11 protein-coding genes are annotated in these 13637 nt (G+C 63.0%); 4 read left to right on the forward strand and 7 right to left on the reverse strand.

Annotated features, from left to right (window positions below; genetic code table 11):
* Positions 1-3: 3 nt before the first annotated feature.
* The 5 genes from D0901_RS09865 to D0901_RS09885 all read right to left on the reverse strand — a co-directional run bounded on the left by D0901_RS09865 (position 4) and on the right by D0901_RS09885 (position 6630).
* Positions 4-339 (reverse strand): copper-binding protein, encoded by a 336-nt coding sequence (locus D0901_RS09865; protein ID WP_129140138.1) that lies wholly within the window; start codon positions 337-339, stop codon positions 4-6.
* Positions 336-3512, reverse strand: a complete 3177-nt coding sequence (locus tag D0901_RS09870; RefSeq protein ID WP_129140139.1) for an efflux RND transporter permease subunit — start codon at positions 3510-3512, stop codon at positions 336-338. Before D0901_RS09870 ends, D0901_RS09865 begins: the two co-directional genes overlap by 4 nt.
* A 2-nt stretch (positions 3513-3514) precedes the next feature.
* Positions 3515-4960: an efflux RND transporter periplasmic adaptor subunit gene (locus D0901_RS09875; RefSeq protein WP_129140140.1), complete on the reverse strand. Its 1446-nt coding sequence runs from the start codon at positions 4958-4960 to the stop codon at positions 3515-3517.
* Entirely contained in the window at positions 4957-6207 is a 1251-nt protein-coding gene (locus D0901_RS09880; RefSeq protein ID WP_129140141.1) for a TolC family protein, read from the reverse strand. Before D0901_RS09880 ends, D0901_RS09875 begins: the two co-directional genes overlap by 4 nt.
* Positions 6208-6279: 72 nt before the next feature.
* Positions 6280-6630: a hypothetical protein gene (locus tag D0901_RS09885; RefSeq protein ID WP_129140142.1), complete on the reverse strand. Its 351-nt coding sequence runs from the start codon at positions 6628-6630 to the stop codon at positions 6280-6282.
* Positions 6631-7413: 783 nt separating this feature from the next.
* On the opposite strand from D0901_RS09885, the gene D0901_RS09890 reads away from it, so the two are divergent.
* The 3 genes from D0901_RS09890 to D0901_RS09900 all read left to right on the forward strand — a co-directional run bounded on the left by D0901_RS09890 (position 7414) and on the right by D0901_RS09900 (position 10398).
* Complete coding sequence (locus D0901_RS09890) at positions 7414-8301, forward strand: c-type cytochrome (protein WP_129140143.1); 888 nt, start codon at positions 7414-7416, stop codon at positions 8299-8301.
* A gap of 232 nt (positions 8302-8533) precedes the next feature.
* Positions 8534-9619, forward strand: coding sequence for a beta-propeller fold lactonase family protein (locus D0901_RS09895; protein ID WP_129140144.1), 1086 nt, complete (start codon positions 8534-8536; stop codon positions 9617-9619).
* Between the two features lie 56 nt (positions 9620-9675).
* On the forward strand, positions 9676-10398 hold the full coding sequence (locus tag D0901_RS09900) for a cytochrome c biogenesis CcdA family protein (protein WP_129140145.1): 723 nt from the start codon (positions 9676-9678) through the stop codon (positions 10396-10398).
* A gap of 239 nt (positions 10399-10637) precedes the next feature.
* On the opposite strand, the gene D0901_RS09905 is transcribed toward D0901_RS09900, so the two are convergent.
* A complete protein-coding gene (locus tag D0901_RS09905) occupies positions 10638-11579 on the reverse strand; it encodes a L,D-transpeptidase family protein (protein WP_233440390.1) in 942 nt (313 codons plus the stop codon).
* 131 nt (positions 11580-11710) lie between these two features.
* A complete protein-coding gene (gene lgt, locus D0901_RS09910) occupies positions 11711-12532 on the reverse strand; it encodes a prolipoprotein diacylglyceryl transferase (protein ID WP_129140147.1) in 822 nt (273 codons plus the stop codon).
* 699 nt (positions 12533-13231) lie between these two features.
* On the opposite strand from lgt, the gene D0901_RS09915 reads away from it, so the two are divergent.
* Positions 13232-13621 (forward strand): hypothetical protein, encoded by a 390-nt coding sequence (locus D0901_RS09915; RefSeq protein WP_129140148.1) that lies wholly within the window; start codon positions 13232-13234, stop codon positions 13619-13621.
* Positions 13622-13637: the final 16 nt, after the last annotated feature.

Genomic DNA, 13637 nt, shown 5'->3' on the forward strand with positions numbered 1-13637 from the left:
CGGTCAATGAATCGCTTGAATTGTGGTGTTGTCCGGCGAGAAATCGAAGGTGATGGTGTCGCCCTCTGCCAGGCTGGCCATGGCCTCTTCCGACATCTTGAACGGCATGACCATCGCCGGCCAGCCAAGCGCCGGGACCGGTTCATGCGCGATGATGGCCACCCCCTTGTCGCGATCCAACTTGCGGACCTCGCCGGTGGCCGTCGTCAGCTGCTGTTCCTGAGCCTGGTCATGCCCCATGTCCGCCATCTGCTCCTGGGAGCCGTGGCCGGTCATTTCGTTGGCCTGGGCGGAGAGCGACACCAGTGCGATAGCTGAGGCGAGAAGCAGGGTTTTCATGCGTTGACTCCTTTCGAGGTTTCGAGGGTGTTGCGGTGGGTTGCGCTTGCACGCAGTTGGCGTCGGTGCATCAGCAGGTAGGCTGCCGGCATGACGAAGAGGGAAAGCAGCGGCGCCGTCACCATGCCGCCGATCATCGGGGCGGCGATCCGGCTCATGATTTCACTGCCGGTTCCGCTGCCCCACAGGATCGGAACCAGACCGGCAATCAGCACGGCGACGGTCATCACCTTGGGGCGCACCCGCTGGACGGCGCCTGTGCGGATGGCCTCCAGCAGGCCGGCCTCGCCGCCATGCCCAGAGGCCAGCCGCTCATGCCAGGCGTTCTTCAGGTAGAGCAGCATGATGACGCCAAACTCCGCAGCGACCCCGGCCAGGGCAATGAACCCGACCCCGGTGGCCACCGAGAGGTTGTAGCCGAGGAGATACAGGAACCAGACCCCGCCGGTCAGCGCGAAGGGCAGCATGGCCATGATCAGCAAGGCGTCAGTGACGCTGCGGAAGGTCAGGTACAGCAGTACCAGGATGATCATCAGCGTGACGGGGATCACCAGCTGCAGCCGTTCATTGGCCCGCTCCATGTACTCGAACTGGCCGGCGTAGCTGACACTCATCCCCGCGGGCAGCGAGAGCTTCTGACCCAGCGTCGCCCTCAGCTCGTTGGCGACGGAGGCCACATCACGACCACGCACGTCGACGAAGACCAGCCCCGACAGCCTGGCGTTCTCGCTCTTGAGCATCGGCGGGCCGCTCTCCACATGAATGTCGGCAACCGTGCCCAGCGTGATCTGGCTGCCCTGGGGCGTATAGATCGGCAGGTTATGCAGATCCGACAGGCTGTCACGCCACTCACGACCATAGCGGAGGTTGATCGGGTAGCGGGCGAGCCCCTCTACCGTCTCCCCGACCGTCTTTCCGCCAATCGCGCCTGCCACCACGGCCTGGATGTCGGCAATGTTGAGGCCATACCGCGCCGCCGCGGATCGCTTGATATCGACGTCGATGTAGCGCCCGCCGGCAAGACGTTCCGCGGTGGCCGAGTTGACCCCCGGGACATCGCGGGCAATGCGCTCGATCTCCTGGGTGATCTCGTCGATGGCCGTCAGGTCGCTTCCCGAGACTCGCACACCGATGGGACTCTTCACGCCGGTCGCCAGCATGTCGATACGATTGCGGATCGGCGGAATCCACATGTTGGCGAGGCCGGGAACCTGTACCGCGGCATCCAGCTCCTCCACCAGCTTTTCCGGGGTCATGCCGGGACGCCACTGATCCCTGGGCTTGAACTGGATCGTCGTCTCGAACATCACCAGCGGCGCCGGGTCGGTGGCCGTGTTGGCGCGGCCCGCCTTGCCGAATACCCGGTGGACCTCGGGGACCGACTTGATCATGCGATCCGTCTGCTGCAGCAGCTCCGAGGCCTTCTGTGCCGACAGCCCGGGCAGCGCCGTGGGCATGTAGAGCAGATCTCCTTCATCCATTGGCGGGAGGAACTCGCCCCCCAGCTGCGTGGCAGGCCACAGGCTGGAGAGAAACATCATCATGGCCACTGCCACGGTGGTCTTCGGCCACCGCAGGACCCCGTCCAGGGCAGGACGATAGATGCGAGCCAGCCCTCGGTTCAGTGGGTTGCGGGACTCGGACGGGATCTTGCCGCGAATCCAGTAGCCCATCAGCACCGGCACCAGGGTGACGGAGAGGCCCGCCGCCGCGGCCATCGCATAGGTCTTGGTGAAGGCCAGGGGGCCGAACAGGCGTCCCTCCTGGGCTTCCAGGGTAAACACCGGAATGAACGAGAGCGTGATGATCAGCAGGCTGAAGAACAGCGCCGGCCCCACCTCGATGGAGGCCTGGGTAATGACCTGCCAATGTTCGGCCCCCTTCAGCGTCTTGCCCGGATGCCTCTCGTGCCACCGTTCGATGTGCTTGTGCGCGTTCTCGATCATGACAATGGCCGCATCGACCATGGCCCCGATGGCGATGGCGATACCGCCCAGCGACATGATGTTGGCGTTGATCCCCTGCTGCTGCATGATCACGAAGGAGATCAGCACCCCGATGGGCAGCGTCATGATGACGACCAGCGAGGAGCGGAAGTGCCACAGGAAGAGCAGGCACACCAGCCCCACCACGATGAACTCCTCCACCAGCTTTTGCGTGAGGTTGCTCACCCCCCTGTCGATGACCTGGCTGCGGTCGTAGGTGGTGACGACCTCCACCCCTTCCGGGAGACTCCCCTGGAGCTCATCGAGCCGCTCCTTGACGAGCCTGATGGTCTCGCGAGCGTTCTTCCCGCTGCGAAGCACGACAACGCCACCGACCACCTCGCCTTCCCCGTCCAGCTCCGCGATGCCGCGGCGCATCTCGGGCCCGATCTGGATATGCGCGATGTCCCCCAGCGTGATCGGGACGCCGTCGCCATCCAGACGCAGGGGGATGTCACGGAAGTCCTGCAGGCTTTCCAGGTAGCCCGAGGCCCGGACCATGTACTCGGCTTCCGCCATCTCCAGGACGCTACCGCCGGCCTCCTGGTTGGCGTTCTTGATAGCCTGGGTAACCACCTGCTGAGGGATGCCGAGATTGGCCATCCGTACCGGATCGAGGACGACCTGATACTGCTTGACCATCCCGCCTACCGTGGCGACTTCGGCCACGTTGGGGAGGTTCTTCAGTTCGTAGTTCAGGAACCAGTCCTGCAGGGAGCGCAGCTGCGCCAGGTCATGTTTGCCGGTGCGATCGACAAGAGCATATTGATAGACCCAGCCCACGCCGGTCGCGTCCGGTCCGAGCGTCGGCACCGCCCCGTCAGGCAGCTTCCCCTGGGCCTGGTTGAGGTACTCAAGGACCCGAGAGCGCGCCCAGTAGAGATCGGCATCGTCCTCAAACAAGACATAGATGTAGCTGTCCCCGTAGAAGGAGAAGCCGCGCACCGTCTTGGCGCCGGGCACCGACAGCATGGTGGTGGCCAGAGGGTAGGTCACCTGATTCTCGACGATCTGGGGAGCCTGCCCGGGGAACGGGGTGCGGATGATGACCTGGACGTCGGAGAGATCCGGAAGGGCATCCACCGGGGTCTGCTTGACGGACCAGACGCCCCAGGCCACCGAGAAGACCGTGGCCAGGAGAATCAGGAAGCGGTTGGACACCGACCAACGAATCAGCATGGCAAGCATGTTCAGTGCCCTCCATGGCCGGAATGGGCCTGGCTGTCGAGGAGCTCGATCTTCTCGACGATGAGGCCAAGATCCGTCTGGGTGACGCCCACTCGGACCTGCGCGCCCACCGGCACATCCTCAAGCAGGGCCCGGTTGCCCACCATGAACGGCATGGTCATGCCCGGCATGTTGAGGGACTCGAACGGCCCGTGGTTGAGCGTGATCATGTCGCCCATGATCCCTTCGATGACGCCCTCCGCTTCATGGAGCTGCATCGCTTTCCCCTCCTCCAGGGAACGGGCTTCCAGTCCACGCAGGCTGGCTTCGGAGTCGAGCAGGAACTGCCCTGACGTGACAATCTCCTGCCCCTCTTGGAGGCCTTCGATGATCTCGGTCTTGCCGACCCCCTCGCGGCCAACCAGGACCTCGGCCGGCTGATAGCGACCGTCCCCAGCGGCCAGCATCACCAGGGTCCTGTGGCCGGTGCGGATGACCGCATCGCCGGGCACGACCAGCGCCTCGCTGGCGTGGTGATTGAGCGCGACATTGGCCGTCATTCCCGGGCGCAGGCGCTGTTCGGCGTTGGGGAGTTCGACCCGGACACGGACGGTGCGGCTGTCGGCATTGGTCCTGGGCAGGACGGACTGGATCACCCCGTCGAACGACACCCCGGGAAACGCTGGGAGCTGAGCTTCAACGCTGCCACCCGCCGCCAGTGCACCGGCTTGCGCCTCCGGCACCGCCACTTCCAGCCAGACCGTGTTCAGCCCATTGATCTCGGCGACGGGGCTGCCCTGGGCAAGGGTCATCCCCTCCCGCACGGACAGCGAGGTGATGACGCCGTCGACCGGGCTGGTGATGGTCCAGGTGGTCTGCGGCATCCCTGTCCGCTCCAGACGCTCGATCAGGTCCAGCGGCATGCCGGCAATCCGCATCCGCTGGCGAGCCGCGGCCGTCAGCTCCGGCTCTTGGAGCTGCCGCATGGCGAGGTACTCCTCCTGTGCGGCCAGCCACTCGGGAACCAGCAGATCAACCAGGGGGGCGCCCTTCTCCACGACGTCATCAGGGGACAGCCCGTAGACGCGCTCGACAAACCCGCCGCTACGGGTCTGCACAATGGCCAGGTCACGGGCATTGAATGCCAGGATGCCGGTGGCCTCAGTGGTATCGTCCAGCGTCTCCCGGGCGACCTTGCCGGTACGAATGCCGAGGTTCTGAACGATGGAGGCATCGATGTTGACACTCGCCCCGGTGGACTCATCCGCATAGCGGGGCACCAGGTCCATGTCCATGAAGGGCGATGGGCCAGGGGCGTCGAACTTCTGCTGCGGGTACATCGGGTCGTACCAGTAGAGCACCTCACGCCCGGCATCATCGACTGTCGCCAGTGCGGTAGGGATGCCCGCTGCCCCCAACGCAGCTGCTGTGGCCACCAGGACGGCAAGGCGTTTCATGGACTTCATCATTGGAAGGCCCCTCCATAGGTCAGGTACAGCGACGACGCCACGAGAGCCTTTTGCTCTTGCAGGTCAATGCGCCGCATGCGCAGATCGATCAGTTCACGGCGAGCGTTGATGACGCTCTGGAGCGTCCCGCTGGCTGCCCGGTAGTCGGCCAGCGTGAGACTGACCTTCCTTTCGGCGAGAGGGAGCAGGCCACTATCGAGACGCTCGATCGCGCGAACGAGGCGGTCATGCTCGGCAAGCTGGGTTCTGGCGCTTGCCAGGAGGACCTGGCGAGTGTCCTGATAATCGTGTTGCACCGATGACAGGCCTCGCTCGCGGGCGTCGATCATCGGATCCTGGCGCGACCGGGAGAACAACGGCAGGTCGACCGACACGCGGAGGCTTACCATGTCCCCGAACGCATCATCCCGGTGCTGGTAGTCCACCCCCCATGACCAATCCGGCGACTTGGCGGCAGTGGCCAGCGCCAGCTCGGCCGCGGCCGCCCCCTGACGGGCTTCCACCACTTTCAGTTGGGGGTGGCTGGGCAAGGCATCGAGGATCTGGTCATCCGCAATGGTCCAACGGGGCCATTCACCGGTTACGGATAGATCGGTGTCCTCGCCGAGCCATCGCGCGAGATTGAGCTTCGATACGGCGCGATTGCGTTCAAGCTGATCCTGCCGCTCGTCCAGGAGCAACTTCTCCTGCTCGGGAATGACGCTCTCGGCAGCCAGTCCACCTCCGCCGGAAAGCCGGGCTCTCGTGGCTTCCTTGAGAAGCCGATTTTCCCGGTACAGCTCATCGAGCAGCCGCAGGCGCTGCTTCACGGCGAAACCGCGAATCCACGCCTCGGCGGCCCCCAGGCGAATGTCGAGTTCGGCGAGTTCACGATTCGCCCTGGCCACGGAGAGGCCGGCTTCCGCCTGGTCCACTCGGGCATCACGCTTGGCCCGGCTGGGTACCGGCTGGACCAGGCCGATGGATTGCATCGACATCCGGTCCTCTTGAAGGCGCCATTGATCGGGACCTTCCACCGGGATGTTTCGCAGACCGAGGTTCAGCTTGGGGTCCGGCAACTCGCCAGCGGGAATGATGGCGTGCTCGGCAGCGTCAACAAGCTCGGTGCGCGCGCCGAGCGAGGGGGAACGGTCGAGGGCTGCCTCGAGGGTGCCCTCCAGAGACAACGCCATGGCGCCGGGGGAGGCAAGCACAAGGGAAGCCAGGACAGCCGCCACAGGGCGCCTGAACCAAAGTTGGTACATCATGGATGGATTCCTGCACGTTCATTGACGCGGCGGCCGCCGCACAAGTCGCCCGCGAGTGTTGACTCGCAAAAGCTAAGAGAACGAGGGAATCAGGCTTTGGGAGGGTGCCAGATCACGCCGGGTGAATCGCAGCGGGAAAAAGCCGTCCATGAGCTGGATCATGGATGAACGGGCCAGGGTCGGCAGCGTCTTGCTGGCAGAGAGCTCGAAGATGGCACTGGAATGGCAGTCCATTTCCCCGCTGCAGTCTGGCTGACTCGAGGTGTCAGGCATGTCACAGGAGGCGCCACCCTGCTCTGCCACCGACGCTGCCTGAGCGGCGTGGCTGCATTCTTCAATGTCCGCGATGAGGTTCGCCTGACCCGAGACGGGAATCAGGACGAAAGCGAACAAAATGAACACTATACGGCGAACGAGTGTCATGAAGACGAGCACACAACCTTGAGTAGGCTGAGGAGCATACAGCGTTGGGCAGGGTTAGACAATAACCTCGTTCTGGCTTTGGTATGATCTGCTCACTGCCTCCACTTGGATGCCCTGGATGGCTGCTGACATCCATTGCCTTCTTCCCGGTCAACGGAGCACCCAGCTGTAGACCACCCGCAGATAGGTAATGAGCCTGGCCGATTTTCTCTGTCCGAAGCCCCCCTCTTGGAGACGTTCGACAACAGGGCTCGACCATGCGGTATGAGATGGGCATCCATATAGGTCTTCATCCGGGCCACTTGAAGCATGGTGAGGGAGCACCTCTATATGCCCGGAAAGATTCCTGATGGATAGCCTCTGAGGTATCAGGGCTAGGCTTGATTGTGCTGGAGAAACTCGGCAGGATATGAAGCTTTGGAAAGGTAAATATAAAGACACCTGAGCGGCCACTGCCAAATCAGGACAACAACATTCACACAACTATCAATTCTTTACCATGCTGACACCCTTTTTCCCTTTCTTACAGTTTCGTAACGCTTATAGCAGCGAGCCACCTTAGGAATTGATGCAGAAGCCGGATCAAACGCTTTCTGGCAACAACTAGCACACCCACAACAACTTGATAGTCCAGCGGAAGCTAAAGAATCAAACTTGCAAGGCGAGAGACGTCAAACATTAAAGCCGAACGATTTATAACGAAATGCACAACATCTTCCATCAACTCACCTATTAGGCTACTAGCCGACATGATGCTGAAAAATCAAACAGGATGGATAAAAAATGTTTAAGATGGTGCTGGGTGGAATCATCACCATGCTACTCCTCATCACCGGAGGAGCAACTGTTGTTTTCAGCGGCATTTACAATGTAGCCGCAACGGAAGAACACCTTCCATTTGTCGAGCCAATACTACACTCCACCATGCATGCATCCGTGGAGGCCGGTGCGGAAGACATCGAAGTCCCCGACCTGAACAGTGACAGCATGATTCAAGCCGGAGCTAAAGCCTATAACGACCTCTGTGTCGCGTGTCACCTAAAACCCGGTCTTGAGAGCACTGTCCTTCGCGCCGGGCTCAACCCCTTGCCACCGACCTTCTCAGAGTCTGCTCACCAGAATCCCGCCCAGCAATTCTGGATCATCAAGAACGGCATCAAGATGACCGGCATGCCCAGCTGGGGCGCGACCCATGACGACGAAGAGCTGTGGGAGCTCGTCGCCTTCCTGCAGGAGATGCCGTCGCTCTCGGAGCCGCAGTACAACGCCCTGGTGAGCGGCGAGCGTCAGGGCATGGCGCTCGCCTCGAACGACGCGCCCCCGGCGGCCGATGACGGTCACGATCATGAGCACGGCGATATGGGCGGAATGACCATGGCGCGGGACGCTCACGACCCGGCAACCGCCGATGACGGCCATGATCACGAGCACGGCGACATGAGCCCCATGGCCAACGCTCACGGCGAAAGCGCGCCCGAGCCGAGAACCGCTGACGACGGCCATGATCACGAGCATGGCGACATGAGCGCCATGACCGACACCCATCAGGAGCAAGAAGCCGAGCCGGCAACCGCCGACGACGGTCACGATCACGAGCACGGCGACATGAGCGACATGACGGCCCAGGACACTACGAGCCACGACGATGGCCACGAGAACCACGACCATTGATACAGCGCACCGTATCGCGCCTGGTCTCGCCACCCACACCGATCCAGGCGGCTGATCAACCTCGGCGAGCAGTGCTACATCGATGCGCTATCTGGTGACACGCCGTGAGCGATGACGTCTGAACATGGCCTGGATCAACAACGGTCTCATGAACGTTGTCCAAGATAGTCCGACCACATGACGTCGGTCGCACATGCCCATAAGGGGCCTCAATGCTTAGGAGACACCTCTCATGACAAACTCTCTGCAGCGACCATGGCTGGCCAGTCTCGTGGCTGGCATCGCCCTCGGCGCCTCGACTGCCGCCATGGCGGCCAGCGACCGGGCCTTCGTGCCGATGGGGACGGCAGATGCCGCGGGTATCATCGACTTGGAGCGTCAGGAGGTAATATCGACCGTGACAGGTACGCTCAATACGCACGGCTCCGCCCTGACTCCCGACGGTCAGCAACTTATTCTTGGCAGTCTCACTCCTCATGAGCCCGGCACTGAGATCGCACGCCCTGAGGGTGTAACGGAAGACGAGCACGCTGCCCACCATGGCGATGGCGGAACGGTCTCCCGGGAAGCCGCGAGTACTGGCCTGCTCTACGTCGCCGACACGGTCACGAGCCAAGTCGTCAGGACACTGGAGGTGCCTGGACCCGTGCATCATGTGCTGGTCACGCAGGACGGGCGTCATGCCGTCTCGACCCACCCCATGGGCGGAGGCATCAGCGTGGTGTCGCTGGACAGCGGCCAGGTGATCGCCTCCGTCGCCACGGGGCCGAACCCGAATTACCTGGTTCAGAATGAGGAGGGAGGGAGCATATTCGTCAGCAACGCCGGTAACGGCACCATCAGCGAGGTGGATCCCCAGCATTGGTTCGTGCGACGGAACATGCGCGTGGGTGGCAGCCCAGAGCATATGGTGCTCTCGAATGACGGCGAACGCCTGTACGTCAACGATGATACCGGGGGGAGAGCCCTGGCGCTGGATCTTGCGAGCGCGAGCGGGAGTGTGGCCGCAGAATACGAGATCGGCGCGGCGCCTCACGGCATCGACCTGAGTCCCGATGGCCAGACGCTCTATGCCACGAGTCAAGGCGATAACCGCCTGGTCACGTATTCCCTCGAGGACGGCACACGACACAGCACCGACCTGGCTCCGGCCCCCTACCATCTCGCCGTGGCGCCCAGCGATGGACGAGTGCTGATCACTAGCCGCGCCAACCCCGTGCTGTGGATCCTGGCCCCGGATTCCCTTGAGGTCTTGAAGACCGTGGAACTGGGGGGCATCGGTCACCAGATATCGCTCGAGGCGTCGCATGCCCGTTGAACCAGCTGCTGCCCGGGCAATCCTTTTTCACTGCATGACAGTCAGGTAGAACCCCAGTGGAAACGCTCTCCTCCATCGGCCTGATCGGCGCTCTCTTCGGCGGGCTGCTGTCGTTCTTCTCACCCTGCACCCTGCCATTGCTGCCCGCCTATCTCTCGGTAGTCACCGGCGGGAGTGCCGGCAAGGCGGATCGGCGCTTCGAGGCGATGCTGCTGAGCACCTTCTTCGTCTTCGGCTTCAGCGTGGTGTTCATCCTGATGGGCCTGGGAATCACAAGTATCGGCCAACTCCTGCGCGGTTATCGCCAGGAGCTCAACTGGATCACCGGAAGCGTCGTCATAGTGCTCGGCCTGTTCATGACTGGCGTGTTCCGGTTGCCTGTCCTGCAGCGCAGCTTTCAGTGGTCGCCGGAGCTGCGAGGGGGGTCTCCCATGGCGGCGACCTTCTTCGGTGTCTCCTTCGCCATCGGCTGGACGCCCTGCATTGGGCCGATTCTGGGGGCGATCCTGATGGCCACCTCGACCACCGCCAACGCCCAGGCCGGCATGCTCTATCTGGCGACGTACTCTCTGGGCCTGGCCCTGCCCTTCCTGGCCAGCACCCTGCTGCTCAACAGGTTCAGCCACTACCGAGGCCGTCTCGGCAAGTGGAGTGCCTATGCCCGACCGGTGGCGGGCGTGATCTTGGTCCTCATGGGCCTGCTGATCGTCTCCGGGACGCTCACCCGGCTTTCGAGCATCCTGGTGGACTGGTTCCCGTCCCTGGCCACAATCGGCTGAGGACGCCGATCGGAATCCAATCGTCGAGTCTCCTACGATGTCTCGACGTAACGCCATCCTCCATGACGGCCTGTTCCGTGCCATGGCGCCCGGCTCGGCCGACACATTGCTGAAGGCCATGGCGGGATTGCCGCGACGCAAACGACCCAGCGCCCGCCACCGGGCGTGGTCCCCGGTCTGGCCGAGAATCAGGAGATGCCTGGCTGGCGGCGTCACACTTCAGGGGCTTCGATAAAGTCCTACAGCCCCCCTAGGTGTTCGTAGATACCGCCGGCCTCGCTCTCCGCATCCGCCACCACGGGTTCGGGTTCCGGCGCCGGTCGGATGGCGACGACCTGGCCATCGGGATCATCCACCACGCCGCGTAGCTGTTGATAGTCGAGGGCCATGGATTCCCCATCGGCAGACTGACCCAGCAACGTTAATGCCTCCAGCAGTTGCGCCATGCCGTTCGCCTGCACCTCCAGCGGCTGGTAGGCCTGCACGTAGGGCGTGCCCGCGTGCCAGCCGGCCTTGATCGGTTGATCGATGATGTTGACCTGAGTGCCTTCGGGAACCCGTGTAAAGAGCGATTCGATGTCTTCCGGGAACATGCGAATACAGCCACGGCTGGCACGCATGCCGATGCCGCCCGGCCGGTTGGTGCCGTGGATGAGATAGCCGTCGAAGCCGAGCAGGATCGCATAGTCGCCGAGGGGATTGTCCGGCCCCGGGGGGACCACCGCGGGGGCCTCCTCGCCACGCGCCGCCGCTTCCTGCCGCACCGACTCAGGCGGGTACCAGGCAGGGTTTTCGATGCGCATGGTCGTCACGGTCTTGCCGAGCGGGGTGTCGAAACCTTCACGACCGATGCCGATGGGATAGGTCTCGACCCGCGGCGATTCCCCCTCCTCCAGCGCCGGGTAGTAGTAGAGGCGGAGTTCGGCGAGGTTGATCACGATGCCCTCGCGGTCTACCGGCGGCAGCAGGCGCTGCGCCGGGATCACTACCTCGGTACCCTCCCCGGGCATCCAGACGCTGAGATCGGGATTGGCGCGACGAATCTCCTCGTACCCCAGGTTGTGCTCGCGGGCGAGGTCGAGCAACGTTTCCTCGGCATCCGCTTCGACGGTGTAGTTCTGCCCGATGAGGTCGCCCCCCCTGGGCAATGGGTAGTGGCCCTTGGGCCAGTCGGCTGGCATCTCAGCCGCCTGGAGGGTGGAGCTCCCAGCGGCTAGCAGTACCACCGCAGCCTGCAGGCAACGCAGAGCCTGACTCACTCCTGTGCGGCCAGGCCAATCGGTGTCGATCGTCATGCCAAAGTCCTCTGTGATCAGGGAGTCGATATGGGGCGTTCCGGCTCTCGCGCCTTGCCCACCGGGCGAGGTTGGCGACGTGACCACGCCACCAGCGCCACTCCCGCCACCAGCATCGGCAGGCTCAGCAACTGACCCATGGTCAGCCAACCGAAGGCGATGAACCCTAGATGGGGATCGGGCAACCGGACAAATTCCACGGCGAAGCGGAAGACGCCGTACAGCAGCAGGAAGAGCCCCGAGATCAGTCCCCGGCGGCGCGGCCGACGCGACAGCCACCAGAGCACCGCAAACAGCACCAAGCCTTCCAGAGCAAATTCATAGAGCGCCGAGGGGTGGCGTGGCGCCGACCCCATGTGTGGGAATGCCATGGCCCAAGGGAGGTCGCTGATCTGCCCCGGCAGTTCGTGGTTGATGAAGTTGCCGAGGCGCCCGGCCCCTAGACCAATCGGCACCATCGGCGCGATGAAGTCAGTGAGCTGAAAGAAGCCAAGACGGTGCCTGCGGGCAAACAGCAGGGCAGCGACCAGGACACCAGTCAGGCCGCCATGGAAACTCATGCCCCCCTCCCAGAGCCTGAACAGCCACAACGGGTTGGCCAGGAACTGGTCAATGCCATAGAAAAGGACATAACCCAGGCGTCCGCCGAGCACGACGCCCAATGCCCCGTAGAAGATCAAGTCACCGATGTCGTCCTGGCTCAAGCCCAGCCGAGGAGCGCGATAGCGACCAAGCAGCCATGCCGCGACGAAGCCGACAACGTACATCAGGCCATACCAGTGGACCTGCACCGGCCCGATGGCGATGGCAATCGGATCGATCTGAGGATACTGCATCATTTTGTTTCCATCCCTGTGTGGAAAGGGGGAGTCAACCGCCACATCGGCATGGGAGGGCCCATCGGCAAGTCATCATCAGTAACACTTGGCGTGGTGCCCCGCCTATCCGGTGCCATGGGATATCGACGAGGGGGAACGGGCAGACGCCCAAGGAGGCCGCTCAGGCGCGCGGAGGGCGATCGAGGCGTTCGAGAAGTGTCAGCGGCCAGACTGCACCCGGGACCAGGCCTGTCGGCAGGGAGACAGTAGACAGGGGTTGGGTGTCTAACATCACGGCGTCGCAGTGCCCGCAGAACGCACTGCAGATTGTCAGCCCGCCCTGCTCATCGGTTGTCTCCAACACGGGAGATACCAATGCTAGATCCGAGGCCGACTCGACAATACATGGATCACCGGCGTGATGTCCGGCCGCCATGACGACACCAGGCAAGGCTACGCTGATACCCAGCAGGATACACAACAGCCATGTCATGGCAGAGCGCGGCATAGGCGTCGCCTTGTTCAGGAAGCACGGATCTTGGTCGGAGTATTTCACGCTACCAGCACAGGCCACAACCTCGATGCTGCACCGAGGTTAACGGCGCCATCCGGCTTGATGTGAGTCAATGGCGAGGCCTCGGTTCTGGACTATTTTGAAGGAAACCTCCTCCCTAGGAGCTCTGCCGAATGTCCAGGCACGCCCCGTCTCCCAGACCTTCCATGCGGATTGCCACCGCATGGTCTCGCCTTGGGTGGGTCATCCTGCTGGGCATGGTGGTGCTCTTCAGTGCCGGCACGATGGCGGATGTGCCCTCCTCCACCGCGTCTGGCCAGGTTGGCGTCGAGCTTCTCTCGGACACGCACTCGAATACCTCGCTCATCAACACGGAACACCCTCGACCTCACTGCCACCATGGCCATGGCGCTCGCCATATCGGCAGCGCCCTGTTGCGCCTGGAGCGCCAGGACCCCGAGTTCAAGCCCCTTCCCTCCAGCATGGTGATCCCCGCCATGGCACCTCGAGTTGCCACCGCCTGCGGCACGCCAAGTGCCCTTCCCGTTCCATCGCCGACTGCAGTCTACCTGTTGACTCAACGCTTCAGGGCTTGAAGCACCCCGTTTCCCT

The organism is Modicisalibacter coralii, assembly GCF_004117855.1.
Taxonomy (GTDB): Bacteria; Pseudomonadota; Gammaproteobacteria; order Pseudomonadales; family Halomonadaceae; genus Modicisalibacter; species Modicisalibacter coralii.